Raw genomic sequence first — 24,014 nt, 5'->3', positions numbered from 1 at the left:
AGAGCGGCGGCCTTCGGGCCGCCGTTTCTTTGTTGAAAGGGAATTGAACGGTCGCGAGGGGCGAAGATAAGAAGTGCGATGACAAATGCACATGGTGCCCGCGCGAGTGATTCGTGTGTGATCGAGAGTGACGAAAACGGTGTCCTGATCGATCGGGAGGGTCATCGCTATTCCGGTCTCTTCGATGGTGAATATGTCGTGTTCGCGGACGCCAATGGCAATCGGCTCAGAGGCGCATGGATATTGGGAAGTGGTGAGACAAAGGGGATTGCCGGAGGCGGAGAGCTGGATTGCCGTTTTCAGTTCACCTTCAAGGATCACGGAGCGGGAAATCAGCGGCTCAATGCGGGCTTCACGTTTGCGGGAACCGTAGGCGAAGCTGTTGCGGCATTTCGCCGCGCCGGATACTTCATGTCTCGTCTGGATAATCGATTCAACCGGGAACACGCTCCTCCGGCCGGTGGCGAACTTCTGCATCTTCGCAGTCGTGGACGATGGCTTACCGGGGCGGACTCGGGCCACGCGATTCTTGAAGTCCATCCGGAGATCGCGACGCCTGTCTCAGGACAGATTCATGTCGGTGAGCACAACCCGACGCGAGGAATGGGAGTGGGCTTTCTACTCCATCAGTGGGAGTTACGCAGCAAGCGGTAGAAACAGGCCGTATACATGCTGAAACGAGCTATCATCGTGGACATGGCGACGATTCACATCTCGGCGGCTGACGCGGCCCGCGATTTCGCGAGCCTTCTGGACCGCGTCCGCGCAGGTGCGGAGGTCGTGATCGAAGATGGCCCGAAGACCGTGGCTGTGCTTCGTGCGCCGGGGCGCGAGATGTTCCGTCCGCGCTCGATCGAGGAGTGCGTTGCGCGTCTGCCTGAAGACTCTTCCGCCACGATCGATGAGGAGTTTGCCCGTGATGTCGAAGAAGCAGTAGCTGCGCATCGTGAGTCTCTGAATCCTCCGGCATGGGACTGATTCTCGATTCGAGTGTGCTGATCACCGCGGAGCGCACAAAACGCAATGCACGGCAGGCTCTCGCGGAGATTTCTCAGCGGGTTGCAGGCGAAGACGTGGCGCTCTCCGTTGTCACCCTGATGGAATTAGCCCACGGCGCAGCTCGCGCCAACGCACCGGAGAGGAAAGCCCTGCGGCAGCAGTTTCTGCGCGAGCTGGCAGAGGCAATTCCCATATACCCGGTCACTGTTTCGGTAGCGCTCAAAGCTGGGCAGATCGATGGCGAGAACGCAGCACGAGGCATTCGTATCGCTGCAACGGACCTGCTGATCGGCGTTACGGCGCTCGAACTCGGCTACCGGGTGGCAACGGAGAATCTGCGTGACTTCCGGAAGATTCCCGGGCTCCAGCTTCTGCCGTTTTAAGCGCTTTCTCCAGACGATAAAATAAGAGTGCAATGGCTTTCACCGAACAATACGACGTGCTGGTGGTGGGCGCGGGGCATGCGGGCTGCGAGGCGGCCATGGCCTCGGCGCGCATGGGCCTGCGCACGGCCTTGTTCACGCTCAACCTCGACCTGATCGCGCAGATGTCCTGCAACCCAGCCATCGGCGGCATTGCCAAGGGCCATTTGGTGCGCGAAGTAGACGCGCTCGGCGGCATCATGGGCGAAGTCGCGGATGCGGTCGGCATCCAGTTCCGCCTGCTGAACACCTCGCGCGGACCGGCGGTGTGGTCGCCGCGCGCGCAGTGCGACAAGGCGCAGTACCGCGTGAAGATGCGCGAGGTGCTGGAGTCGCAGCCGAACCTGTTCATCAAGCAGGCTGAGGTCATCGACGTAGTGATCGAGCCCGCCGAAGAGGGCGAGCCGCGTGTCATTGGTGTGAAGCTGCGCGATGGGCGCACGATTCTGGCCGGGGCGACGGTCATCACCACGGGCACGTTCCTGAATGGGCTGATCCACTGCGGCGAGGAGCAGTATCCTGCGGGGCGCAGCGGGGAGCCGCCGGCGATCCTGCTGGGCGAGTCGCTGAAGCGGCTGGGCCTCCGCGGATGCCGCCTGAAGACCGGCACGCCGCCGCGTCTCGACGGACGCACCATCGACTGGAGCCGCTTCGAAGAGCAGCCGGGCGATGCCGATCCGACGCCCTTCAGCTTCCGCACCAAGACGCTGCCCATGCGGCAGATCTCCTGCCACATTGCCTACACCACGCCGGAGACGCTCGCGATCATTCGCGAGAACGTGCTGCGTTCGCCCATGTATTCGGGCCAGATTTCGGCCACCGGCCCGCGCTACTGCCCGTCGATCGAAGACAAGGTCGTGAAGTTTCCCGACAAGGCGCAGCACCAGTTCTTCCTCGAACCCGAGGGGCTGAACACGCATGAGGTCTACGTCAACGGCATGTCCACGTCGCTGCCGATGGAAGTCCAGTGGCAGATCGTGCGCTCGATCCCAGGCCTCGAGAACGCCGAGATGCTGCGCCCCGGCTATGCCATCGAGTACGACGCCATCGACCCGACCGAGCTCGACCGCTCGCTGCTGGTGAAGAGCTTCCGGGGACTGTACCTGGCCGGGCAGATCAACGGCACCTCGGGCTACGAAGAAGCAGCGTGCCAGGGCATCATGGCGGGCATCAATGCGGCGCTCGCGGTGCGCGGACTCGCGCCCTTCACGCTCGACCGCACCGAGGCCTACACCGGCATCCTCATCGACGACCTGATCTCGAAGGGCACCAACGAGCCCTATCGCATGTTTACCTCGCGGGCGGAGTTTCGCCTGCACCTGCGCATCGATAACGCCGACCGCCGGCTGACACCGTATGCAAAGCGGCTGGGGCTTATCGGCGAGGAAGCCTGGGCTGCGTACGAGGCCAAGCAGGCCCGTGCCGTCGCACTCGAGAAGCTGCTGACCGCGCGCAAGGTGGTGCCCGAGCGCGTTGCCGAGTGTGTACCGGAGATTGCCGCCGAAGGCCTGCAGGGGCACACCTATGCGCAGGTGCTCAAGCGGCCCGAGGCAACCATCGAAGCGCTCTATCCGCTCATTCGCGAAGAGCTGGTCACATTAGGCGATGAACGCTTTGCCGCCTGGCTCGAACAGACGGACAGCGAAACGCTCACCGCGCAGGTCCGCAACGAAATTAAGTCGGTCGAGACCGAGATCAAGTACGCCGGGTATCTCGACCAGCAGAAGCGCTCGATGGAAAAGTTGAAGAAGGCCGAGGGCAAGGCGATCCCGGAGTGGTTCGACTATACGTCAGTGAGTGGGCTCTCGCGTGAGATGCAGGAGAAGCTGCTGCGCGTGCGTCCGGCGACCATCGGCCAGGCGAGCCGTATCCCGGGCGTGACCCCGGCGGCGCTTTCCCTGGTGAACGTGTATATCGAAATTCAGGCGCGGCGAGCGGCGAAGACCGTGTAACACCGCGCTTTGCGGAGGGAACGCCCCGGCGGCGTTCCGCAGTCCAACAGAAGTAGTCCAACAAAAACGCAGTGATTCGACGAAAGGTGGACCTGTATGCGCAGGAAATTCGCCATGGTGGTGGTGTGTGCCGGCCTGCTGGCTGGGACGATGGGTGGTAGGACAGCGAGAGCGGAAGCCCCGGCAGGCGCGGTTGCGACCTATCCCAGGGTGAAGCTGACCATACCCGCTGAGCAGGCAAAATCGGGCAAAGTGGAGCAGCTGGAAGGTACGCTGAACCTCGATGCCGACTCGAAGAATGTGCTCTTTGTCGTGAAAGAGGCCGTGCAGCGGACGATTCCCTATGGGCAGATCTCGGGCCTGCAGTTCTACATGGCGAATCATCTGCTGCGGATTCTCTATCGGGACGGGGCGGGACGCGAGCGGTATGTGGATATGGAGCTGCCGCAGTCGAGCCAGGCGGATCTGCTGAAGCAGCTGCAGGCAGAGACAGGTATCCCGGTGCGCCTAACCTAAGTTCCTGACAGGCTCTAGCGCCTCCTGGAGTAAAACTGGGCGGAAATTGACGTGCATCCGGCGGCAAGCTGGTGCATAGTGGGGGAAATGTCCGGCGATGGGACACCGTCGCCGCGGACACGGGGGCTGGCTTATGGTTTGGGATGTCTCATTTACCTGCGATATTTGCGGCAAGAAGAAGGGCGAAGCGAACCACTGGTGGATGGCGCTGTTGACGGATGTGCCGCCCTCCGAAGAGGGGCAGCGGTCCGGGCGCTTTACGCTGATGCCGTGGAATGTGGGAGAGAGCCGGAGCTCGGAGATCTACCACCTGTGCGGCCAGGGCTGCGCCATGCAGGCCATGGAGCGCTATATGGATACCGGCGAGATCGAGTCGGAGCTGGGCGAGTACCAGGCACACCGTTAAATTTGCGTGTTTTATGCGTCGAAGAGGCTGGGACCGGAGGTTCTGGCTGGACGGGCTTCACGCGGGCCGGTCTGGCGGCTGGGGCGCGCGGGAGCGGCTTCAGGTGGTGCTGAGAGCAGGCCGAGAATGTCCTTGAGCTCGGCGCGAAGCTTCTGGAGACGGGCTTCGATCGCAGGAGGGGCAGCGTGGTTGCCCGCTTCATGGCCGCTTTTCGATAAAGGAAGTTCGGACTGGGCTCGCTTACGGGGTTCTTTCGCCTCGGAGGCGAAGACCTGGCGCGCACCGGCGATGGTGTAGCCCTCGGAGTAGAGCAGGCTCTTGATGCGGAGCACGAGCTCGACATCGCGCCGGCGATAGAGACGCTGACCGGTCCCGCTCTTGTTCACGCGGAGCTGGGGAAATTCGGACTCCCAGAAGCGAAGCACATAGGCTTCAATGCCGCACAACTTCGCGACTTCGCCGATACGGAAATAGAGCTTGTCGGGGATTGAAGCTTCTGGACCGGTTTGCCGCTGGGACGCGTGTTTCGCCATCTGCACCTGAGAAGACTGAACTGCATTCCAGGCTGGCCGCGAGAGCCATCCTCGCCGCGCCTTCGCCCCAGCCACTTCCAGTCAAAAGTATAGGCCATGAGAAGGAAGGTAGGGCAAGCGATTTCTGCACAGGGTATTGTGCAGGGCACCGCGCGAATCTGTATCTGTAGCTGAACAGAATGGGAACAGGTGCGGCCGCAATCGCGTATCTTTCGCACAGAGTGCTTTGTGGGGGCCAGGATGAAGCGTGGAATGGCGGCATTGGCTGTGGGGATGGCGGTCATGATGATGACGGCGGGCTGCCGGGTGCAGGTGGATAAGAATGGCGACGGCAAAGACAAAAATGTGAAGATCGATACGCCGCTGGGCGGCCTGCATGTGCGCGCCGACCAGACAACGGCGGCAGACGTGGGACTGCCCGTCTATCCGGGAGCGACGGTTTCTGCGGATAAGGATGGCGACAAGTCCGCCGACGTGCACCTTGGCTTTGGGGACTGGCAACTGCGGGTGCGGGCGGTGACGTATCGCACCGGGGATGCGCAGGACGCAGTGCTGGCTTTCTATCAGAAAGCATTGGGCCGCTATGGCGATGTAGTGCGTTGCCAGGGTACCCAGGCCGTGGGTACGCCCATCGTGACACGCGAGGGCCTGAACTGCGCGGATGACGAGGGCGACAAGCATGTGCATGTCACGCACGATGGCGATATTTCCCTGAAGGCCGGCTCGCGGCGGCACCAGCATATCTTCGCGATCCAGAAGAGCGACGGCGCAGGCACAAAGTTCACGCTGGTAGAACTGCAGCTCCCCGCCGCAGTAAGCGAGGACGAGAAGGACGCGAACTGAAGCAGGGGGGGACTGGCCGTCCAGGCCTCCGCCTTCGGCCACGTTTCCCTTGGTCGCGAGCTGCTTTTTGTTTTCTTCCAGGCAGAAGAAGAATCGGGGTGCCCCATCCAAGCTCGGCTTGGGTGGGAGGGTAGGAAACCCATTGGGTGGTCCATGCGAGCCTTGAGTGAGAGCACGTGGGATGGCCTGATGGTCGAGACGTAGGGAGCCCGGCGACAGGGTTGTATCACGGTCCGGCCTCAGCCGGACCGCATGGCGACGGCAGCAGAATGGTCTTCAACTCCTGCGCGGTTTTGTAAGCAGGGGGTGAAGCCGGGTTCCGATACGGGTCTGTGCATGCCACCGTCGTTGGGGCTCGACTAAAGGGAGCGGAGGCCGAAGGCGATTCGCCCTGCGCGCAGCAGCCTGGACGGCCAGTCCCGGCGTGAGATAGGGTCGAAGTGTGGAATTGATCTGCCATCGTTGTGGAACGGCACTGAGCGCGTCGGAATCCTATTGCCCGCATTGCGGGTCGCCGCAATTGCGCTATGAGCCGGCGGACGAAGCCGAAGAGGTGCTGAACGCCAATCCGCAGATGCTGGGCCGCGACCCCGGCGTGGTGTTGTGGAAGCCGGCGATCACGACAGCAGCGCTGGTGGCGTTGCCGGTGGGCATTCTCTCTTCGCTGCTCGACTTCGGCGCGCTGTGGGTGATCGGCGGCGGAATTCTTGCCGTGTCGCTCTATCGGCGGCGCACCGGCTTACTGCCGGCGCGGAGTACAGGCTGGCGGATTGGCGGCCTGCTCGGCGTGCTGGCGGCATTCGTGGCCAATGCCGTGGACAGCCTGACGATGGTGCTCAAGCGCTATGCGCTGCATAACGGCGCCGCCATCGATCGTCAGTACCTGGAGTTGGGGCAGCAGATGACCACGCAGATGGCGCATTCGAATCCCGAGGCCGCGGCGACCATCCCCTGGTTTCTGCATTTCTGGCTCACGCCGGACGGCACGGCGGCGATGGCGCTGATGGGCGCGGTCGGTTCCGCTATTGCGATGCTGCTCTTCGCAGCCGCGGGCGGGGCCATCGGCGTGCGGATCGCAGCCTTCGGCAGCCGGACGGCGCGAAGCTCCTGAATTTCGGACCTTCTGCATTTTTCATCGCAGCAGTGACTTGCCCGAGCGCTGCACCGCCCCGTATCATCCGGCAAGAGCCTTCCTTATGTCCCAAGAAAAACCGCAATTGCGCGAAAAGGGCCGAATCATGTCGGCCTCCGAGATAGAGCGCACGCTGGTGCGCCTGGCCCACGAGATCATCGAAAAAAACAACGGTGCGGACCGGCTGGGCCTGGTCGGCATCAAGCGCCGCGGCGTGCCGCTGGCCGAGCGCCTTGCCAGGCTGATCGGCGGCATCGAGAAGCGGACCATCGACACCGGTGTGCTGGATATCCAGTTCTATCGCGACGATCTTTCCACGCACGGGCCGCGGCCGGTGGTGGCAAAAGGCGCCCTGGGATTCGATGTGACGGACCGCAACATCGTGCTGCTCGACGATGTGCTGTACACCGGACGCACGATTCGCGCGGCGCTCGATGCGCTCTTCGATTTCGGACGGCCGCAGCGGGTGCAGCTGGCGGCGCTGATCGATCGCGGACATCGCGAGTTGCCCATCGAGGCGACGTTCGTGGGGCGGAAGGTGCCGACCTCCAGCCGCGAGATTATAGAAGTGAAATTGCGCGAAATCGATAACGATGAGCAGGTGCTGTTGGTGGAGCGGGTGGAGTAACTGCCCGCTTGATTTTTTGTCTGGCTGAAGCTACACCCGCTCCTGCCTGGTTGAAGGACCCTGATTTTCCATGCCTACCTTAAGAGAAAGCGGCAAGAGCGCCGCGGTGCGACCGGCGGCGGCTGAGCCGCTGCCGGCGCCGGTAAAAGAGAACCGTGTGGCTGCCGGATCGGTGCTGCAAGTGGGCGACCTGTCGCTCGAAGAGGTAGGCGCGATCCTCGCGCTGGCCGATGAACTCGAAGCCGAAGATGCGGCAAAGCGCGCGGAGCGGCTCTACAAGCGGCGCGTCTCGCTGCTCTTTTACGAGTCGAGCACGCGTACCCGGACTTCCTTCGAGCTGGCGGCCAAGGCGCTCGGTGCCGACACCTCGCTGGTGAGCGCGCAGTCGTCGAGCATCGAAAAAGGCGAATCGCTCAAGGACACCGGCATCACGCTCAAGGCGCTCGGTGCCGAGTGCATCATCCTGCGCAGTCCGTATTCGGGCTCGGCGCAGCTGCTGGCTGACGTCACCGGTCTGCCGGTGTTGAACGCGGGCGACGGCATGCATGAGCATCCCTCACAGGCGCTGCTTGACCTGCGCACCATCCTGCAGAAGCTGGGCAAGGCCGGCAAGCCGGTAAGCGCGACGCTGCTGGAAGGCGTGACGGTCACGATCTGCGGCGATATCTTCCACAGCCGCGTAGCGCGCTCGAATGCGCAGCTGCTGCCGCGGCTGGGCGCGCATGTGATCCTCTGCGGTCCCACGCAGCTGCTGCCGGAGCTGGCCGCCTCGATGGGGCCGGGGCTCAGCATCGAACGCGATTTCGACAAGGCTCTGGAGCAGTCGCAGGTAGTCATGATGCTGCGCATCCAGGCCGAGCGGCTGGCCGGATTGTCGCTCGATCTCGAAGAGTACAAGTCGCGTTACCAGGCCAACGCCGAGCGCATGGCCGCGCACGCGCCGAAGGCCGTGATCATGCATCCTGGGCCGATGATTCGCGGCCTCGAGATCACCAGCGAAGTGGCCGATGGGCCGCAGGCGGTGATCGCCGAGCAGGTGCATAACGGCCTTGCCATCCGCATGGCGCTCGTAGACCGTGCCCTGAGCCGGCATGCGGCAGGCGGTGCAGCAAAGACAGTGGCCAAGGCGCCTGCGAAGGCTGCGGCCCAAGGCGCGGCCAAGAGCAAGAAGGGACGGGCCGAATGACGGCGATTCTGATTCGCGGCGGACGGCTGCTGGATCCAGTCAACAATGTGGATGCGCTGAAAGATGTGCTGCTCGACGGAGGCCGCGTGGCCGCCATCGATGCGCCGGGCAAGATCAAGTCTCCCGGAGCGGAGATCATCGACGCCAAGGGCCTCGTGGTCGCGCCGGGACTCGTCGATATTCATGTGCATCTGCGCGAGCCCGGCCAGGGCTACAAGGAAACGATCGCGAGCGGAACGGCCGCAGCCGCGGCCGGCGGCTTCACCAGCGTCTGCTGTATGCCCAACACTACGCCGGTTAATGATTCGCCGGAGCGCACGCGCTGGATGCTTGCGCCCGAGCGCGGTGCCTCCATCCGCGTCTTCCCCATTGCGGCGGCTACGCGTGGTTCGATGGGTGAGTCGCTCACCGAATACGGCTCGCTGAAGGCTGCAGGCGCGGTAGGCGTCACCGACGACGGCAAGCCCATCCTGGGTGAGGCCATCATGCGCGAGGCGCTCACAGCGGCTGCGCGCGCCAACCTGCCCGTGATCCAGCATGCCGAAGATACCCGCCTGACCGGCGGCTGCTCGATGAACGCCGGGCCGCTGGCCTTCCGCATGGGGCTGCGCGGCATGACGGTCGAGGCCGAGTCGGGCCTCGTCGAGCGTGATCTGCGTCTGCTCGCGCAGGTGAAGGACGCCCGCGCCCATCTGCATGTGGCGCATCTCTCGACCAAGGCTGCGCTCGATGCCGTGCGCCGCGCCCGCCGCAACGGGCTGCGCGTGACCTGCGAGGTCGCCCCGCACCACTTCGTGCTGAACGAAGCAGCGGTCGAGGGCTACAACACCAACGCCAAGATGAATCCTCCGCTGCGTGCCGAGCTTGACCGTGCCGCGATGATCGAAGGCATCCTTGATGGTTCGGTGGACGCAATCGCCACTGACCATGCCCCGCACGCCGCGCATGAGAAGGAGCAGGAGTTCGAGCGTGCGCCGAACGGCATCACCGGCCTCGAGACGGCGCTGGGTCTCACGCTCTCAGTGCTGCACGTGCGCCATCGCATGCCGCTCAGCCGCGTCCTCTCGCTGCTCAGCGCGCAGCCGGCCGCGGTGCTCGGCCTCAAGGGCCGCGGCAACCTCGCCGTGGGCTCGTTTGCGGATGTGGTGATCTTCGATCCGGCGAAGAAGTGGGTCTTCAAAAAGGAGAACTCGCGCTCGAAGTCGAAAAACACGCCCTTCGACGGCTGGGAGATGCAGGGCGAGGTCGCCATCACCATCAGCGAAGGTCGCGTGGTCTACAAAAAGCAGTAGCCGGCCTCGCGCTTCGCGCTCGGGTTAGCAGCCAGTCACAAAGGCGGCCAGTTCTTGGTCGGCTTTGTGCGTTTATGCTTGACTCAAATCTGGGTGCCCCACATCTCGTTCTGAACGAGATGTGGGTTTGCAGGATTCCGGGAAGGAGCGAAGAGATTCGCACCCTCCCACCCAGGCGAAGCTTGAATGGGCCACCGTCGGATTGTTCGTTAATAAGTTAAGTAAAAAGCCAGCGATTCAATCGCTGGCTTTTTATTCCGGATGAATCCTGGTGCCTACTGCTCGGTCGCCTTCGGCGCCGGAACATCCTGCGGAGCTTTGAAGTGCTTCGCATTCACCGGAGGCTTGGGCGGAGCGGGAGGAGCCGGTGGCGCCGGTGGCAGCTCCAGATTCGATCCCTTCTTTAGTTCGAGCGTACCGTGCGAGGTGGTGAGATCGATCTTCACGCCACCTTTGCCGACTGTACCGCTGAGGCTGCGGCGATCTCCCGACTCCGTGTTCGCAAGCGGGAAGTCCGTCTCGATATCGTCGTCCTGCGTGGTGCTGCCGGAGATGGTGAAGCCGGCGTTTGAGGGCACGGTGACCGAGAGGCCGCCCGAGCGGTTCGAGACCTGAATGTTGCCGAGCGGCAGCGCAGCGGCGATGTTGATGTCGCCGTCGCTGTTCTCGATGTGCACGTCCCCGGCGACCTGGGTGAGATCGATATTTTTGGAGTGCGTAACGATGCGCACCGGGCCGGTGATCTGGCTGGCGGAGAGATCGCTCGAATCCATACTGAGATCGCCGCCAAGGTGCTGCATGTCGAGATCGGTGCGGCTGGTATGGAAGTGAACCCCTGAGCTCACCTGCTCGAGATGCGTGTCGCCGAAGAAGTCGCCGTTGAGTCCGACGTCACCCTTCACTTCGGAGAGCGTGATGTCGTCGGCGCGGCCGTCGATCAGCGCATGGCCGGTGATCTGATGGGCGGAGACGTCGCCATGATCCATGTGGGCGTGCACGTCGCCGGTAATGTCGTCGAACTTCACGTCGCCATGATTATTGGAAACATCGACAGAGTTCTTCATGCCGGAGATCGTCACATCGCCATGGCCTGCGTTGATGGTGGTGGCCAGCTTCTCCGGCAGCTCCAGCGTCAGATCGACCCGTCCGGCGTTGTTGCCGGGTACGTTGATGACCGCGCCCGAGGGCGAGGTCTCGATCTTCGGCGTGATCATGGTGAAGAGCTCGCGCGCCCGGTCGTCGGCGTTCGTGTGCACCACCTGGTGCGCGCGCAGATGGACCTGGTTATCGGCCGAGGCGGTGATCGTCACGTCGCCGCGCGGGTTCTGCACGCTGACGGCGCCGGTAACAGGAATCGCCTGCGAAAGCTGCACATCGTTGTCGTGTTCTTCGCCCATGAGCGAGAAGAAGTCGTTGCCGTTGTCGCCGAACTGCTCGGCAAAGGGCCCCCAATGGTGCGCCTGGTGCGTGCCCCAGCCGAGAAAGGCAAAAAAGAGCACGAGGAAGACGATGCCTCCGAAGGAGCGGCGGCCGGCGTAGGGGTTGTCGCGGTCGAAAAAGTATTCGCCAAGCGAAACCACGCCGACGGCGATGAGGATGACAGGCCACCAGCGCGCGTACCAGTTCCAGACGTCGAAGCCGTTGAGATGGCCGGTCTCGATCAGCAGGGCAATGATGCCGACGGTCAGCAGGACGATGGGGCCGGTGATCGAGGCGCGCCGGTAGCCGCGCCAGTACTGGCGCTGAGCACGCATCTGGTCGCGCTGCCAGCGGGCATAGTCGCGGGCCTGGCGGGCAGCATCACGAGGCGAGTACGGCGGAGGGGCGGCGGCCATGGCTTAGCTCCGATCCTGACTGCCGTTGGGTTGGTCGTGCGGAGTGATGGAGAGTGAGCTCGAGGTGGGCTGCGCCGGTGTCTGGGGCTGCTGCTGCACCGGCGTGTATGGCGGATAGCCCGAAGCGCCGGAATAGGGAGCGCCGTAAGGATTCGCCGGGTCGGAATAGGAGCTGGGATAGGCAGCCGCGCCTGTGGCCTGTGCCTGCGACCAGGCTGCGCGTTCAGCCAGCTGGAAGAGGCCGAGCGCGATCAGGTAGAGCGGCCAGCTTCTGCCGAAGGAGAGAACGTCCCATTCATTCAGCAGGGCGGTGATGCCGAAGATGACCAGCATGGCCGGCCCCTTGGCGCGGTGGATCCAGAGATAGGTGTTCATTGCGCACCTCCGGCCGGTGGGGGAGTCGGCGTGTCATTACTGCGGTCGAGGGGGTCTTTACCAATACGGGCACTGAATTTCACCTCGGCGTTGCGGCGGATGAGCATCCAGGCCCCGAGCGCGATGATCAGCAGCGGCCACAGGTGCTTCAGCCAGTCGAAGCGAAAGACATCGAGAGTATTCAGCAGGAAGAGAACGCCCAGCCCGATGAGCACAATGGCTCCCATCGGCTCGCGGCGTGCGGACTGCGGCTGCTGCGGTACCGGAGTGAAAGGCGCGGCAGGGTCGCCATACTGCGCCTCTGCGGGAGGCACCGGTGTATAGGACGGATGGGTGCTGGCTGCGGTGTAATCCGGAGTCGTTCCGGTGAATCCAGCGGCGCTGCCGGCCGGCGGTGCGCCCGGTGGAACATGCGGAGGAGCGGCTGTGAAGGGCTGATAGGTCGAGGACGAAGAATACGGTGCCGCCTTGGGCGGATTCACCCCAAGCTTCGCTCCGAGCTCATTGAGACCGAAGGGGTCGGGCAGCGGCAGCCCCTCGCGGCGTGCCTTGGCCGTCTGGAAGGCGTCGAAGACCTGATAGAAGACCCATGCTGCGACGAAGATGCCGAAGACGTCGTGGTTATTCGCAACGCTGACCAGGATGACGAAGACCAGCACATGCACCATGGCCTTCACGAACTGGCCGTTGTACATGGCGCCGACGCCGGGGATGAAGCCCAGGGCAAGCGCCGCTCCGGGGTTCGGGCCGGTATTGGGCGGTGGCATGGGGCCGGTCGCGGTGAAGTTCACATCGCCGTTCGTGGAGCCGGTGGCCGTGTACCCGCCCTGGTTGACGGTGTACTGATATCCGGAAGACGGCGAGCCGGATACGGTATAGCTGCCCGGAGCGGTGCCGGCAGCACCGCCCACGCCCAGCTTCGCGGCCAGGCATGGTTCGCAGTAGATGATGCCGGATACCGAGCGCACGCAGGCCGTGCAAAGAGGCTTGCCGCAATTTTGGCAAAAAGCTGCCACGGGAAGGTCGGGATGGTTTGCGCAGTTCATGCCAAGCTCCCTTCTGCCTGGTCTGTGTTCAGAGCGAGCAATGCGACTACCTCATGTTCAGGAACTCCGCTGGTGTGGGCCGGACGGTGTGGGCGGGCATCCACACCGGGGAGTGAATTGGAGGCCAGGACAGGATGGCCATGAAGGGCATCGTCCTGGTGGGGTGCGTTGGGGAGGGCTTCCAGTCGGCCGCCGTTGTGATGGTTCGCAGCGGGCGGCTGGTTTTCCGAGGATGGTTTATCGGAAGTTGCGGGTTGCGAGCCGGAATGGCTGGGCTGCGTCGTCTCGTCCTGGCGCAGTTCTCGCATCTTGGACTCGAACTCGTAGACCACCCGGAGGCTGTTGTAGTACCGGACAACCTGGCTCTTGGCGCCGAAGAACTGGCGGGTGAGGTTGTTCTCGATACTGGCCGGGGTGAGGTCGGAGAGCCGGAGGCTGGTGACGCGAATGCCGGCAAGGTTGAGGGTCAGGGCAATCGAGAAGAAGGCCATGGCCGCGGTCATCATCATCCGCGAGTCGGGAACGAATTTGCGTGCCGGCATGGCCAGGACGCCCCCGGCGATTCCCTGTCCGGCGGCGATCGGAGCACCGTAGACGGCCAGCGGGCGGTCGGCGGTGGCGGCGCTGGTGCGGCCGAGGATGCGCTCGACAAGATCGGCCGGCATCTCCGGTTCGGGCTGAAGGAAGGACAGCCACTCGCGGCCCTCGCGGGCCTGGCTGAGGAGCAGGCCGCAGGTGGCGCAGGTGGCGCTGTGCTCGCTGAAGGCGCGGTCCTCGCCTGGAGGCAGGGCGCTATCGAGGGCGTCGGCCAGCAGGGCTTCCCATTCCTCGCAGCGGAGGTCGCGGCGCAGGCCGTGGCCGGGAATCTGACCGGCGGGCTTGCTGTGCGGATCGAATGGATTGCGCTCGGACATCGTTAAACCACCTGTCCTTTGTTACGCTCGAGCAGCCGTGCAAGTTCCGCCCGGCCGCGGCTGATACGAGACTTCACAGTACCTTCCGGGATGCGCAATACCTGGGCAATTTCCTTGTAGTCCATGTCCTGCAGGTCGCGCAGAATAACAGCTTCGCGCAGCTCCGGAGAAATCTTCGTCAACGCATCCTGAACCATGCGTGCGATCTCCTTCTGGGCCGCGCGATCGTGCTGGGTGGGGCCGGCGGCGGCAAGCCGGCCGGCAAGAGGCAGCTCTTCGGATTCCTCCCAGCCCGCGTCCATCGAATCGGTCACCCGCTGATTTTTCGTGCGGCGGAAGTGATCGACGAGGAGGTTGCGGGCCAGGGTGGTGATCCAGGTCTGGAAGCTGCCACGGGCGAGATCGAAGCTCGCGAGGTTGCCGTAGACCTTGATGAAGACGTCCTGGGTCAGGTCTTCGGCATCCTGCGCGGAGCCGGTAAAACGGAAGCACAAAGAATAGATGCGGCGGTGGTGAAAGCGCACCAGCTCGGCCCATGCGCCGGAGTCGCCGTCGAGGCAACGCTGCACGACGATCTGCCAGTCGGCTTCCACTGCGCGGTCGGCGCCTCCACGGTCGAGAGTGCGGGGCCGTGCCGGCTCGTGGGCCGGTCGTGCCGGTTGGGGATGCGATTCGAAGGCCTGCCGTGGGGGCTGCGCCACGGGCGAAGCCGTGCGGGGCCGTGGGCGGCGAAGCCCGAATCCTTGGATATCCCACGAGAGTATGGCTGCCGAGCTCATGCAGGTCCATACGCAGGCCGCCGGACTCTGGTTCCGTGGGTGTCGTGATACAGCCATCAACAGGTGGAAAGGGAAGAATACAGGAGGAAGAGCGTGCTCTCGAAAGGGAAGCCGCAAATCCCGGATTCCATCGATCGGGATTCCCTCGATTCGTGTCGAATATTTACACGGAATAAGGGAAACCCTTAATATGGGTCCATGAATATCACTCTTTCTCTGCAGGATGATCTGGTGCGGCGGGTGAGAAAGATCGCCGTCGACAGGGACACAACCCTGACCGGACTGGTGCGCGCCTACCTGGAGAAGCTGGCTGTGGAAGACGCTCGGCTGGGACGGAAGAGGCTTGAACAGGAGGCGCTGGCGATAAGTTTTGACCGGATAAGTTATCGCGTGGGGAAGCGTAACTGGACGCGGGCGGAGCTGCATGAGCGTCCTTGAGCCCGAAGCGCCGGATTTTCTGGATACCAACATCCTGGTCTACGCCTGGGACAGCGGAAGCCCGGCGAAGCAGCGCGTGGCCAGGGAGCTGCTGACGCGGGCCATTGCCGGAGAGATGATGATTTCGGCGCAGGTGCTTGGTGAGTTTACAGCCACCCTGCTGCACAAGCTGAGGCCGCAGGTTGCGGCGCAGGAAGTAAAGCTGCTGCTGGGCGTGCTCGAGCCTATCCGGCGCGTGGCGACGGACGCGGCGACGGTGCGGCGCGCGCTCGATGCGCATCTGGAATACGGACTGCACTTTTACGATGGCATGATTGTTGCCGCGGCCGAACTCGGAGGGTGCCGCCGCATCTTCTCCGAAGATCTGAATGCCGGGCAGAGCTATTTCGGTGTTACGGTCGAGAACCCATTCCGAGCCTGACTTTCGTCTCTGGGTGGGCGTGTCCACATAAAAGAACTCAAAAGGTTGTCATTTCGACCGGAGCAGAACAGTTTCATCGTTCTGCGAAGTGGAGAAACCTGCAGTTCTGCCGGTTTCGGCGAAAACTGCAGGTCCCTCTGCTGTGTTCGTCTTCTTACGTCTCACTCCGGTCGGGATGGCAATCGTAGATAAGTCATTTACGCCTTAGGGGTGAATGGGTCTTATCCCTGCTGGAGGAAGTCCGAAGCGACGGGGTTTTCGTAGAGCGAGTGGTCGCGTGTTACCACTGTCAGGCCGCTGGGCGTGACGAAGTAGTTCTTCTTGTCCTCGTTCTGGTCGTAGCCGATGACCGTGCCTTCCGGTAGATGCACGTCGCGGTCGATGATGGCGCGCCGGATGCGGCAGTGCCGGCCGATATCGACGTGCGAGAAGACGATGCTCGAGTCCACCTCGGAGTAGGAGTTCACGCGCACATCCTGCGAGAGGACGGAGTTGCGCACCACCGCGCCCGAGACGATGCAGCCGGCCGAGACGATGGAGTTGACGGCCATGCCGGTGCGTCCCGGTTCGCCGAAGACGAACTTTGCCGGCGGGTACTGCCGCACGCGGGTGCGCATCGGCCAGTGCGCGTCATAGAGGTTGAAGACGGGAGAAACCGAGGCGATATCCATGTTGGCGTCGTAGTACGCGTCGAGCGTGCCGACATCGCGCCAGTACAGGGCATGCTGCTTGTTCTCGTCGACGAAGTTATAGGCCTGAATCTTGTACTTGCCGAGAATGCTGGGCAGGATGTTGTGGCCGAAATCATGCTTCGAGGTAGGGTCCTCGGCATCCTGCATCAGCGCCGGGAGCAGCACATCGGTATTGAAGAGGTAGATGCCCATGGAGGCATCGACCATGTTCGGGTTGAAGGGCGAACGGAGATTCGTGGTCTTGGGCTTTTCCTGGAAGCCGATCACTTCGCCGGAGCGCTCGATCTCTACGACGCCGAAGCGGGAGACCTCATGCGGCTCGATGGGCAGCGTGGCCAGCGTTACGTCGGCGTTGGTCGCCTGGTGATGCTCGAGCATCTTGCCGTAGTCCATCTTGTAGATGTGATCGCCGGAGAGGATGATCACATGCTTCGGCTGCTCGGCGCCGATGGAGTAAATGTTCTGGTAGACGGCATCCGCCGTGCCCATGTACCAGTTCGCGCTGACGCGCTGCATGGGCGAGAGAATCTCGATGAACTCCCCGAGTTCCTGGGCGACTACGCTGGTCCAGCCTTCACGAATATGCCGATTAAGAGAGAGAGCCTTGTACTGCGTCAGGATGTAAACACGGCGCAGACCGGAGTTGATGCAGTTGGAAAGGGTGATGTCGATGATCCGGTAGTTGCCACCGAAAGGGACCGCGGGCTTGGCGCGGTCACGGGTGAGAGGGAACAGTCGTTCCCCGGCACCGCCTGCTAACAAAACACCGAGTGTATCCTTCATGACGCGGGTTGCATCCTCTTTGGTCCCCTGGCCGATATCGCAACGGCAAGAGTGATTTGGCCAAGCAGGGACGAGCGGATACTACCACAGGAGCGCGGATCGGGGGACGGCCGCTACTCGGATTGGTTGCTGGGTTCCTCGTCTTCCTGAAGCGTGATGCGAAGCGACTTGAGGAAGTTCAGATCCTGCGCCGTAAACGTGTCATTCCCTTCCTGGTTCTCTGCGTTCGATGACTCGGAGAGAGCGGCAGGTTGCTGTTCCACTTCATTGAGGCCGATCGTGGCCTCAAGCATCAGAAGTACGTCGAATCCCTGCTTGCGGATGTCCTGAACGACGCCGGCAATGTATTCGGATTCGGAGACGCTCTCATGGATGGCTTCCCCGAGTTTTTCGACCAGCTTCTTGAGTTTTGAATTCAACGATGGACTTCCTTTCCGCCCACTGCGCAGAGAATGGCAGGGGCAGGAGACAGTTTCTCTTACCTTACTTCTGATGAGGGACGGCTGCAATTCGAATCAGAAAGCCGGACGCAACTGATTTTTCAGCCGACTGCTAAACTTTTTTCATGAAACCGGAGCGGGTAGGCCGCGGGCTGGGTGTGGGATTGCGGGTTGCTTCGGGAATGATCCGCGAAAAGGCTTCGCAGGCCGCGCAATCGGCCCAGCAGCAGGCCCCGGTCTACGCGGAACGCGCAGCCGAGCAGGCACAGAGAGCCACCGAGCGGGCTCGGGCAGTCAAGCGCGAAGGCAAGCGCTTCGGTGAGTCTATCTGGGGACCGTTTGTCCATGCCGGCGGCGTTCTCTGGCTCGAAATCACCGGAGTCTTCTTCGCTGTCTTCGGCCTCTTCTTCATCCAGAGCGCATGGAAGATCCACCAGGGCTGGCGCGCCGGTGCTGAACATGTGCACTTTGTCGCCTACGCCGCCCTGGCCGCAATCTTCTTCTGGTTCGCGGTCAGCTCTTTTCTCGGCGCACGGAAAAAGGAACGGCGTAAGCGTGCATCCGCGCGTTAGCTCTTGTCCTGCTTTTTAGCTCCTGTTTCGTAAACCCGAATCTTCCGGATCGCGACCAGCGGGAGCGGAGGCCGAAGGCAAAAAGCCTGGACGGCCAGTCTCGCGGAGCAGGCGTAAAATGGGCGGTCTGCCTCGGGGGTGTGGTTGAGCAAAGCGGAGCGCGAGAAGGCTTTTTACGATGCGGCGGATCTTGAAGCATTGGGTTTCGATGCGGGGCAGGATTTAGGCGAGCCGGGGGCATTTCCCTTTACGCGCGGCATCCAGCCGACGATGTACCGCGGGCGCCTCTGGACCATGCGCCAGTATGCAGGCATGGGAGACGCCGAGGAGAGCAATCGGCGCTATCGCTACCTGCTGGCCAATGGAACCTCGGGGCTCTCGGTGGCCTTCGACCTGCCGACCCAGATCGGCTACGACTCCGATGATCCGATGGCGCTCGGCGAGGTGGGCCGGGTGGGGGTGGCCATCGATTCGGTCGAAGACATGGAGCGGCTCTTTGCCGGGATCGCGCTCGACCACGTCTCGACCTCGATGACCATCAACGCCACGGCCTCAATCCTGCTGGCGATGTACGTGACGGCGGCGCGCAGGAGCGGGGCGGAGACGAAGAAGCTCGCTGGCACGGTGCAGAACGATGTGCTCAAGGAGTACATCGCACGCGGGACTTACATCTATCCCATCCCGCAGGCGATGCGGCTGGTTACTGATGTGATCGGCTGGGCCGCCGAGACCGTGCCGGAGTGGAATCCGATCTCCATCTCCGGCTATCACATGCGCGAGGCGGGAGCGACCGCGGCCCAGGAGATCGCCTTCACGCTGGCCAACGGCATGACCTATGTGCAGGCGGCTATCGATGCCGGGCTCGAGGTGGATCGCTTTGCGCCACGGCTCTCCTTCTTCTTTAATGCGCACAATGATTTTCTCGAAGAGATATCCAAATTCCGTGCGGCGCGGCGGCTGTGGGCGCGGGTGATGCGGGATCGCTTCGGAGCGAAGAGTCCGCGCTCCTGGATGCTCCGTTTCCACTCCCAGACGGCGGGTTCGACCCTGACCGCGCAGCAGCCGGAGAACAACATCGTGCGCACCGCGATCCAGGCGTTGGCCGCAGTGCTTGGAGGCACCCAGTCCCTGCATACCAATGGCTACGACGAGGCGCTGGCCCTGCCCACCGAGGAGGCGGCGCGGATCGCGCTCCGGACGCAGCAAATCCTGGCGCATGAGAGCGGCGTTGCGGCGACCGCCGATCCGCTGGGCGGCTCCTATGCCATCGAGGCGAGGACCTCCGGCCTGGAGCAGGAGGCTGAAGCGTACTTTGCCCGGATCGAGGCGCAGGGCGGAATGCTGCGGGCCATCGAGCGCGGCTGGGTGCAGGGCGAGATTCAGGCCGCGGCCTATGCCTACCAGCAGGCGGTCGACGCAGGCGAGGCAGTGGTCGTAGGGGTAAACCGCTATGCCCGCGAGTCGGAGCCGGAGGTGCCGATCCAGCGGATTGACGAAGCGCTCGAGCGCGGACAGGTGGAGCGGGTGCGGGCATTGCGGGCGCGCCGGGATGCCGGGCGCTGGACTGCGGCGATCGCAGCGATCAAGGTACGGGCCCATGAAGGGGGCAATCTGATGCCGGCGATCACGGAGGCGGTGGAGGCTCTGGCGACCGTAGGGGAGATCGCCGGAGCTCTGCGCGAGGTTTTTGGAGAATATCGGGAATCCGTGACGGTATAGGCGATATCGCCGGTGATATTGGAAGAAACCTATGGTTTTCCATTTTTCAGAAATGGGATGAATTCCAGATTGTGGAAGTATCGTAGGGCGAGAGCAGGCTATATCGTTGATTTAATGGAGTCGTGAGATTGGCACACCGATTGCTTTATAGGTAAGTGCCAGCGACGTACGAGGCTCCAGAAAACAAAAAACAGGAGCCAGAAGATACGCACCGGCCGCGAGAGCAGCAACCCAAAGAGGTTCTGCCCGGGCCGGGTGCAAAGCCAGAGGAAGCTATAGGCTCCCGCGGCATTTTTCGGGAGGCCAGTGACTGGCCCTTAAGATTTCAGAAAAGCCACCGCTGAGCGGTGGCTTTTCTGCGTTTGCGGCTCAAAACAGGGGACAGGTAGAGAGAAGCGGGTGCCCCGTCCAAGCTCTGCTTGGGCGGGAGGCACGAACGAATGCTTTCTATCGAGGGAAATTTCCATGGGGTGCGCCGTCGGCTGATAAGTCCCTTATTTTCCCGCGGATTCTCTGGCCGTGCACCTGCTGGCCCTTCCTTCGGGAGGGGAAATGCCGACAGTCGGCCTGTCGATGATCGTCAAAAACGCCGAAGAGGACCTCCGGGATTGCCTCAAAAGCGTGGCTTTTCTCGTCGATGAGATCGTGATCGCCGATACCGGCTCGACCGACGGCACCCTTGAGATTGCCCGCGAATTCGGGGCGAAGATCGTCTCCATCTCCTGGAATCAGCACTTTGCCGAGGCACGGAACGCCTGCCTCCAGCATCTCGCCACGGATTGGGTGCTGGTGCTCGACGCAGACGAGGAGCTTTCCGGGGAGGCGCGGGGGCAGATTCCGGACCTGCTGCGCTCTCCCGAGACCGTTGGCGGCTTCTCTCTCATCCAGCGGAACTATCTGAAGGGCAGGTTTCAGTATGTGCTGGGAACGGCCACCCGGGAACTTGAGGGAGAGTTCGCCGGCGGCCATCCGCGCGCGGACGGAATCGCGAAATCCTGCTTCGACAACCCTCTGTGCCGGCTCTTCCGGCGCGATCCCCGCATCTTTTTCCGGGGCCGGATTCACGAGGTCGTGGAGCACCAGCTTGCCGCCGCAAATCTCACCCTGATCCCGACGCCGTGGGTCATCCATCACTTCGGGCACCTGAAGACGAGTGAGGACATCCTGGAAAAGCACCGTCACTACCGCTCCATGTTGCGCCGGACCCTCGAAGAGGAGCCATCGCGGGTAGGCCTGTGGGTACAGCTTGGCGCCACCGAGCAGCTCCACTTCCAGGATGAAGACCGCGCTCTCTATGCCTTTGGGAAGGCGCTCGCGCTGCAGCCCTCTCATGCCGATGCGCGGATCAGCATGACGAAGATCCTCCTGCACCGGAAGCAATATGAGGAGGCCATCGCGGTGATCTCCCATATTGCGGATACGGGCAGCGAGGGCGCGTACAAGGCGGAGTTTACCGGCGATGCTCTTCACGATCTGGGCAAGCTGAAGGAAGCCCGCCGCATGTTTACCGCTGCCCTCAGGCTGGTGCGATCCGGGAGCGTTGCGCCGGGCCGTGAGGCGCGGATCGAGAGCAAGCTGGGGTATATCGAGGTCCGGCTGGCCCGGCAGGATGGCGGACTAAAAGTAAAGACGGGTCGGCAGGAGGCAGGCATCGGCAAGCTGCGGCGCGCCCTCGCAGCCCTGCCTGACGATCTGGACTGCCATGAGCGCCTGGTCAGGGCGCTGGTTCTCTCCGGCCGGGATGCGGAAGCAGCGGAGGCTGCCGAGGCGGTGCTCCAGCACTTTGCCAGCGAGCCGTTGTTCTCCCGTGCCGCGGCACTTTCTATGCGGATAGGCAGGCGCGATCAGGCCCGGAAGATTCTGGATTCCGGCATGGAGCGTTTTCCCGGCTCCGAGCCGATCGGCAGGCTGCTGCGGGAGATGGGCTGAAGCAGGGTGTTGGAAGATCGGGGGGAGCGCGGGGGCTTGCCTCCCGCCCAAGCGGAGCTTGGACGGGGCACCCTGATTCTCGGTGCTTCTGGTCTGTGCCAGAGCTGGAGGTCGTTGCCAGTTGTCAGTCCTCAGTAGGTGGGGACTGAAAACTGGCAACTCATCTAAGAGCTAAAAGCTAGAGGCCGGGGGCTGTTCTTCGGGATTGCTCTGGGTGAACTCGGTCGCGATGCGCTCGTTGATACCGGCCTGCGCGAATTCCGCGGCGACGCGGATGCCGTTCATGATGGCGCGGTCGTTCGAGGAGCCGTGACCGATGATGCAGACGCCGCGGACACCGAGCAGCGGGGCTCCGCCGTATTCCGAGGGGTCGAGGCGACGTTTGAAGTTGTTGAAGGCCTTGCGCGAGAGCAGCGCGCCCACCTGCGCGGTCACGGTCGTGGTCAGCGAAGCCTTGAGCATCTCGCGGACCAGCCGGGTGAGACCTTCGGAGGTCTTGAGGGCCACATTGCCGACGAAGCCGTCGCATACAATCACGTCGCAGTTGCCGTTGTAGATATCGCGGCCTTCGACGTTGCCGATGAAATTGACGGGGAGCTGCTTGATGAGGGCGTAGGCCTCGCGGGTGAGGTCGTTGCCCTTGCCTTCCTCTTCGCCGACTGAGAGCACGCCGACGCGGGGCCGGCTGATCTTGAGCACACTCCGCGCGTAGAGCTCACCCATAACGGCGAACTGCTCCAGATTCTGCGGCTTGCAGTCGACATTGGCGCCGACGTCGAGCAGGATGGCAGGATTGCCGGAGAGCGTCGGAACCACAATGGCAAGAGCCGGGCGGTCGACGCCCGGAAGCGCGCCGAGGACCATCTTTGCCGTGGCCATGGCAGCGCCCGTATTGCCGGCGGTGAAGAAGCCGGCGACCTTTTTCTCGCGGACCAGCTTCAGCCCGACGCGCATCGAGCTGTCCTTCTTGGCGCGGACGGCGTGCGCAGCCTTTTCGTCCATGGCGATATGCTCGCTGGCATGGACGATTTCAATGGGCAGGCGTTCGCGCCCGAGGATATCCCGGAGGCCGCGGCGAAGAGACTCCTGCGGCCCTACGAGATGAACCCGGACGGGGAGCTGACGGCAGGCGAGGATCGCTCCGCGGAGTTCGGGCTCGGGAGACTTATCCGAACCCATGGCATCGAGAGCGATGTCAATCAGCATTGAGTAGGGTTAGTTGGCTTCCTTGACTTCCAGAACATCACGGCCCTTGTACGTTCCGCACTTGGGGCAGGCGCGATGAGGGAGCTTGCGCTCGTGGCAGCTGGGGCACTCGGAGAGGCCGGTGGCGGTCAGCGCATCATGGGCGCGACGCTTGGCGGTGCGGGCCTTGGAATGACGCCGCTTTGGATTAGGCATTGCAGATTCCTTTCGCGGTATCCCTCGCCGGTTCAGGCGCCTTAAGGCAGCCGGCCGGGTTGAGGGACCGAAACACTACGATTTGATCCGGCTGCGCAAGTCTGAGAGCGCCGACCACCGTGGATCGGACGAAGCCGCTTCGCAGGTGCAGGATTCGGAGTTCAGATCTCGGCCGCAGTGCGGGCAAAGTCCTTTGCAGTCTTCACGGCAGAGTGTTCGAACGGGGAGGGAGAGAAGCACCTGCTCCCGTAACACGTCTTCCAGCGCAAGACCGCCATCTTGATAATAACCGATTTCCGTCTCCGATGCCGAGATCGAATGCTCGCCGCCGTCTTTGTCTGCGCCAAGCGGCCGGAAGATCAGGTCGAACTCGCCCGAAACGGCGTGGGGCACAGGCTCGAGGCACCGGGCACAGGAGATTTCCACGTCGCCCTTGTAGCTGGCGCGAAGGCGGATGTCGGAAACGATGTCGCGAGGGCCGCGATGCTCTTCAATAAGGTCGGCGCGGCCTTTTACGGCGAGATCGCCGGTCTGGGTCACTTCCTCGCCGTACTGAATGGCGCCGGGGGGTAGCGCAAGGTTAAATTCGAGCGGCTCCCGTTCGAGATCGAGCACCGTGATCTGCATGGCAATCCTTTGGAAGTTCTCTTCCGAGAGTAAGGATTCAGGGGGCGGCGGGTCAAATTCAGGGTATAGGGTATGGGGTATAGAAAAGCTCTGAGTGCCCCACGTCTCGATTCTGCGACTTGGGTACTCAGAAT

At 62.8% G+C, this 24,014-nt stretch carries 27 protein-coding genes and 1 pseudogene; 16 read left to right on the top strand and 12 right to left on the bottom strand.

Annotated features, from left to right (window positions below; all coding sequences use genetic code 11):
* Positions 1 to 78 precede the first annotated feature (78 nt).
* The 6 genes from ESZ00_RS05730 (at position 79) to ESZ00_RS05705 (ending at position 4,295) form a co-directional block, all read left to right on the top strand.
* Entirely contained in the window at positions 79 to 654 is a 576-nt protein-coding gene (locus ESZ00_RS05730; protein WP_129207181.1) for a hypothetical protein, read from the top strand.
* A 15-nt stretch (positions 655 to 669) separates the two neighbouring features.
* Positions 670 to 978 (top strand): type II toxin-antitoxin system Phd/YefM family antitoxin, encoded by a 309-nt coding sequence (locus tag ESZ00_RS05725; protein WP_129207180.1) that lies wholly within the window; start codon positions 670 to 672, stop codon positions 976 to 978.
* Positions 969 to 1,382: a PIN domain-containing protein gene (locus tag ESZ00_RS05720; RefSeq protein WP_129207179.1), complete on the top strand. Its 414-nt coding sequence runs from the start codon at positions 969 to 971 to the stop codon at positions 1,380 to 1,382. The genes ESZ00_RS05725 and ESZ00_RS05720 overlap by 10 nt, the downstream gene beginning before the upstream one ends.
* Before the next feature lie 32 nt (positions 1,383 to 1,414).
* Positions 1,415 to 3,373: a tRNA uridine-5-carboxymethylaminomethyl(34) synthesis enzyme MnmG gene (gene mnmG, locus ESZ00_RS05715; RefSeq protein WP_129207178.1), complete on the top strand. Its 1,959-nt coding sequence runs from the start codon at positions 1,415 to 1,417 to the stop codon at positions 3,371 to 3,373.
* A 96-nt stretch (positions 3,374 to 3,469) separates the two neighbouring features.
* Positions 3,470 to 3,889 (top strand): hypothetical protein, encoded by a 420-nt coding sequence (locus ESZ00_RS05710; RefSeq protein ID WP_129207177.1) that lies wholly within the window; start codon positions 3,470 to 3,472, stop codon positions 3,887 to 3,889.
* A gap of 97 nt (positions 3,890 to 3,986) precedes the next feature.
* Positions 3,987 to 4,295: a hypothetical protein gene (locus ESZ00_RS05705; protein ID WP_129207176.1), complete on the top strand. Its 309-nt coding sequence runs from the start codon at positions 3,987 to 3,989 to the stop codon at positions 4,293 to 4,295.
* Between the two features lie 11 nt (positions 4,296 to 4,306).
* On the opposite strand, the gene ESZ00_RS05700 is transcribed toward ESZ00_RS05705, so the two are convergent.
* A complete protein-coding gene (locus tag ESZ00_RS05700) occupies positions 4,307 to 4,828 on the bottom strand; it encodes a MerR family transcriptional regulator (protein WP_129207175.1) in 522 nt (173 codons plus the stop codon).
* 252 nt (positions 4,829 to 5,080) lie between these two features.
* On the opposite strand from ESZ00_RS05700, the gene ESZ00_RS05695 reads away from it, so the two are divergent.
* From ESZ00_RS05695 to ESZ00_RS05675, 5 genes are all read left to right on the top strand, one after another.
* A complete protein-coding gene (locus ESZ00_RS05695; RefSeq protein WP_229740982.1) occupies positions 5,081 to 5,671 on the top strand; it encodes a hypothetical protein in 591 nt (196 codons plus the stop codon).
* Between the two features lie 442 nt (positions 5,672 to 6,113).
* Positions 6,114 to 6,782: a zinc ribbon domain-containing protein gene (locus tag ESZ00_RS05690; RefSeq protein WP_129207173.1), complete on the top strand. Its 669-nt coding sequence runs from the start codon at positions 6,114 to 6,116 to the stop codon at positions 6,780 to 6,782.
* A gap of 85 nt (positions 6,783 to 6,867) precedes the next feature.
* Positions 6,868 to 7,431: a bifunctional pyr operon transcriptional regulator/uracil phosphoribosyltransferase PyrR gene (gene pyrR / locus ESZ00_RS05685; RefSeq protein WP_129207956.1), complete on the top strand. Its 564-nt coding sequence runs from the start codon at positions 6,868 to 6,870 to the stop codon at positions 7,429 to 7,431.
* A gap of 70 nt (positions 7,432 to 7,501) precedes the next feature.
* Positions 7,502 to 8,617, top strand: a complete 1,116-nt coding sequence (locus tag ESZ00_RS05680) for an aspartate carbamoyltransferase catalytic subunit (RefSeq protein WP_129207172.1) — start codon at positions 7,502 to 7,504, stop codon at positions 8,615 to 8,617.
* The gene (locus ESZ00_RS05675) at positions 8,614 to 9,909 is read left to right on the top strand and encodes a dihydroorotase (RefSeq protein WP_129207171.1); all 1,296 of its coding nucleotides are present in this window, start codon (positions 8,614 to 8,616) and stop codon (positions 9,907 to 9,909) included. Before ESZ00_RS05680 ends, ESZ00_RS05675 begins: the two co-directional genes overlap by 4 nt.
* A 275-nt stretch (positions 9,910 to 10,184) precedes the next feature.
* Here ESZ00_RS05675 and ESZ00_RS05670 read toward each other — a convergent pair whose 3' ends face one another.
* The 6 genes and pseudogenes from ESZ00_RS05670 to ESZ00_RS05650 all read right to left on the bottom strand — a co-directional run bounded on the left by ESZ00_RS05670 (position 10,185) and on the right by ESZ00_RS05650 (position 14,780).
* Positions 10,185 to 11,744 carry a DUF4097 family beta strand repeat-containing protein gene (locus tag ESZ00_RS05670; RefSeq protein ID WP_129207170.1) on the bottom strand — a complete coding sequence of 520 codons (1,560 nt, stop codon included), beginning with the start codon at positions 11,742 to 11,744 and terminating at the stop codon, positions 10,185 to 10,187.
* A 3-nt stretch (positions 11,745 to 11,747) separates the two neighbouring features.
* Positions 11,748 to 12,119: a hypothetical protein gene (locus ESZ00_RS05665; protein ID WP_129207169.1), complete on the bottom strand. Its 372-nt coding sequence runs from the start codon at positions 12,117 to 12,119 to the stop codon at positions 11,748 to 11,750.
* Positions 12,116 to 13,087 carry a LiaI-LiaF-like domain-containing protein gene (locus ESZ00_RS05660; RefSeq protein ID WP_229740981.1) on the bottom strand — a complete coding sequence of 324 codons (972 nt, stop codon included), beginning with the start codon at positions 13,085 to 13,087 and terminating at the stop codon, positions 12,116 to 12,118. The genes ESZ00_RS05665 and ESZ00_RS05660 overlap by 4 nt, the downstream gene beginning before the upstream one ends.
* Positions 13,088 to 13,093: 6 nt before the next feature.
* Positions 13,094 to 13,165: pseudogene (locus ESZ00_RS20450) on the bottom strand (B-box zinc finger protein); the annotation flags it as partial.
* Positions 13,162 to 14,079 (bottom strand): anti-sigma factor family protein, encoded by a 918-nt coding sequence (locus ESZ00_RS05655; RefSeq protein WP_129207167.1) that lies wholly within the window; start codon positions 14,077 to 14,079, stop codon positions 13,162 to 13,164. The pseudogene ESZ00_RS20450 and the gene ESZ00_RS05655, both read right to left, overlap by 4 nt.
* Positions 14,080 to 14,081: 2 nt before the next feature.
* Positions 14,082 to 14,780: an RNA polymerase sigma factor gene (locus ESZ00_RS05650; protein WP_229740980.1), complete on the bottom strand. Its 699-nt coding sequence runs from the start codon at positions 14,778 to 14,780 to the stop codon at positions 14,082 to 14,084.
* A gap of 276 nt (positions 14,781 to 15,056) precedes the next feature.
* Here ESZ00_RS05650 and ESZ00_RS05645 point away from each other — a divergent pair, with 276 nt between their 5' ends.
* Positions 15,057 to 15,296: a DUF6364 family protein gene (locus ESZ00_RS05645; protein WP_129207165.1), complete on the top strand. Its 240-nt coding sequence runs from the start codon at positions 15,057 to 15,059 to the stop codon at positions 15,294 to 15,296.
* The gene (locus ESZ00_RS05640; RefSeq protein ID WP_129207164.1) at positions 15,283 to 15,717 is read left to right on the top strand and encodes a PIN domain-containing protein; all 435 of its coding nucleotides are present in this window, start codon (positions 15,283 to 15,285) and stop codon (positions 15,715 to 15,717) included. Before ESZ00_RS05645 ends, ESZ00_RS05640 begins: the two co-directional genes overlap by 14 nt.
* A 221-nt stretch (positions 15,718 to 15,938) precedes the next feature.
* On the opposite strand, the gene glgC is transcribed toward ESZ00_RS05640, so the two are convergent.
* Both glgC and ESZ00_RS05630 read right to left on the bottom strand, forming a co-directional pair.
* A complete protein-coding gene (gene glgC, locus ESZ00_RS05635) occupies positions 15,939 to 17,228 on the bottom strand; it encodes a glucose-1-phosphate adenylyltransferase (RefSeq protein ID WP_268235278.1) in 1,290 nt (429 codons plus the stop codon).
* A 77-nt stretch (positions 17,229 to 17,305) separates the two neighbouring features.
* Positions 17,306 to 17,611: a hypothetical protein gene (locus ESZ00_RS05630; RefSeq protein WP_129207162.1), complete on the bottom strand. Its 306-nt coding sequence runs from the start codon at positions 17,609 to 17,611 to the stop codon at positions 17,306 to 17,308.
* A 146-nt stretch (positions 17,612 to 17,757) separates the two neighbouring features.
* On the opposite strand from ESZ00_RS05630, the gene ESZ00_RS05625 reads away from it, so the two are divergent.
* The 3 genes from ESZ00_RS05625 to ESZ00_RS05615 all read left to right on the top strand — a co-directional run bounded on the left by ESZ00_RS05625 (position 17,758) and on the right by ESZ00_RS05615 (position 21,852).
* On the top strand, positions 17,758 to 18,204 hold the full coding sequence (locus tag ESZ00_RS05625) for a hypothetical protein (RefSeq protein ID WP_129207161.1): 447 nt from the start codon (positions 17,758 to 17,760) through the stop codon (positions 18,202 to 18,204).
* A 138-nt stretch (positions 18,205 to 18,342) separates the two neighbouring features.
* Positions 18,343 to 19,923 carry an acyl-CoA mutase large subunit family protein gene (locus ESZ00_RS05620; protein ID WP_240034495.1) on the top strand — a complete coding sequence of 527 codons (1,581 nt, stop codon included), beginning with the start codon at positions 18,343 to 18,345 and terminating at the stop codon, positions 19,921 to 19,923.
* Between the two features lie 552 nt (positions 19,924 to 20,475).
* Positions 20,476 to 21,852 (top strand): tetratricopeptide repeat-containing glycosyltransferase family 2 protein, encoded by a 1,377-nt coding sequence (locus ESZ00_RS05615; RefSeq protein WP_129207160.1) that lies wholly within the window; start codon positions 20,476 to 20,478, stop codon positions 21,850 to 21,852.
* Between the two features lie 171 nt (positions 21,853 to 22,023).
* On the opposite strand, the gene plsX is transcribed toward ESZ00_RS05615, so the two are convergent.
* From plsX to ESZ00_RS05600, 3 genes are all read right to left on the bottom strand, one after another.
* A complete protein-coding gene (gene plsX, locus ESZ00_RS05610; RefSeq protein WP_129207159.1) occupies positions 22,024 to 23,058 on the bottom strand; it encodes a phosphate acyltransferase PlsX in 1,035 nt (344 codons plus the stop codon).
* A gap of 9 nt (positions 23,059 to 23,067) precedes the next feature.
* A complete protein-coding gene (gene rpmF / locus ESZ00_RS05605; RefSeq protein ID WP_129207158.1) occupies positions 23,068 to 23,253 on the bottom strand; it encodes a 50S ribosomal protein L32 in 186 nt (61 codons plus the stop codon).
* A gap of 75 nt (positions 23,254 to 23,328) precedes the next feature.
* A complete protein-coding gene (locus ESZ00_RS05600) occupies positions 23,329 to 23,880 on the bottom strand; it encodes a YceD family protein (protein ID WP_129207157.1) in 552 nt (183 codons plus the stop codon).
* Between the last annotated feature and the right edge of the window lie 134 nt (positions 23,881 to 24,014).

It is taken from the genome of Silvibacterium dinghuense (assembly GCF_004123295.1).
Taxonomy (GTDB): Bacteria; Acidobacteriota; Terriglobia; order Terriglobales; family Acidobacteriaceae; genus Silvibacterium; species Silvibacterium dinghuense.
Note: the sequence above shows the minus strand (reverse complement) of the source record. Positions and strands in the feature narration are given on the sequence as shown.

Coding starts and splice junctions, on each gene's coding strand:
- mnmG (WP_129207178.1), top strand. CDS start 1,415: ATGGCTTTCACCGAACAATACGACGTGCTGGTGGTGGGCGCGGGGCAT.
- ESZ00_RS05645 (WP_129207165.1), top strand. CDS start 15,057: ATGAATATCACTCTTTCTCTGCAGGATGATCTGGTGCGGCGGGTGAGA.
- ESZ00_RS05680 (WP_129207172.1), top strand. CDS start 7,502: ATGCCTACCTTAAGAGAAAGCGGCAAGAGCGCCGCGGTGCGACCGGCG.
- ESZ00_RS05625 (WP_129207161.1), top strand. CDS start 17,758: ATGAAACCGGAGCGGGTAGGCCGCGGGCTGGGTGTGGGATTGCGGGTT.
- pyrR (WP_129207956.1), top strand. CDS start 6,868: ATGTCCCAAGAAAAACCGCAATTGCGCGAAAAGGGCCGAATCATGTCG.
- plsX (WP_129207159.1), bottom strand. CDS start 23,058: ATGCTGATTGACATCGCTCTCGATGCCATGGGTTCGGATAAGTCTCCC.
- ESZ00_RS05670 (WP_129207170.1), bottom strand. CDS start 11,744: ATGGCCGCCGCCCCTCCGCCGTACTCGCCTCGTGATGCTGCCCGCCAG.
- ESZ00_RS05675 (WP_129207171.1), top strand. CDS start 8,614: ATGACGGCGATTCTGATTCGCGGCGGACGGCTGCTGGATCCAGTCAAC.
- ESZ00_RS05695 (WP_229740982.1), top strand. CDS start 5,081: ATGGCGGCATTGGCTGTGGGGATGGCGGTCATGATGATGACGGCGGGC.
- ESZ00_RS05710 (WP_129207177.1), top strand. CDS start 3,470: ATGCGCAGGAAATTCGCCATGGTGGTGGTGTGTGCCGGCCTGCTGGCT.
- ESZ00_RS05730 (WP_129207181.1), top strand. CDS start 79: ATGACAAATGCACATGGTGCCCGCGCGAGTGATTCGTGTGTGATCGAG.
- ESZ00_RS05700 (WP_129207175.1), bottom strand. CDS start 4,828: ATGGCGAAACACGCGTCCCAGCGGCAAACCGGTCCAGAAGCTTCAATC.
- ESZ00_RS05615 (WP_129207160.1), top strand. CDS start 20,476: ATGCCGACAGTCGGCCTGTCGATGATCGTCAAAAACGCCGAAGAGGAC.
- ESZ00_RS05640 (WP_129207164.1), top strand. CDS start 15,283: ATGAGCGTCCTTGAGCCCGAAGCGCCGGATTTTCTGGATACCAACATC.
- rpmF (WP_129207158.1), bottom strand. CDS start 23,253: ATGCCTAATCCAAAGCGGCGTCATTCCAAGGCCCGCACCGCCAAGCGT.
- ESZ00_RS05705 (WP_129207176.1), top strand. CDS start 3,987: ATGGGACACCGTCGCCGCGGACACGGGGGCTGGCTTATGGTTTGGGAT.
- ESZ00_RS05725 (WP_129207180.1), top strand. CDS start 670: ATGCTGAAACGAGCTATCATCGTGGACATGGCGACGATTCACATCTCG.
- ESZ00_RS05655 (WP_129207167.1), bottom strand. CDS start 14,079: ATGTCCGAGCGCAATCCATTCGATCCGCACAGCAAGCCCGCCGGTCAG.
- ESZ00_RS05600 (WP_129207157.1), bottom strand. CDS start 23,880: ATGCAGATCACGGTGCTCGATCTCGAACGGGAGCCGCTCGAATTTAAC.
- ESZ00_RS05720 (WP_129207179.1), top strand. CDS start 969: ATGGGACTGATTCTCGATTCGAGTGTGCTGATCACCGCGGAGCGCACA.
- ESZ00_RS05665 (WP_129207169.1), bottom strand. CDS start 12,119: ATGAACACCTATCTCTGGATCCACCGCGCCAAGGGGCCGGCCATGCTG.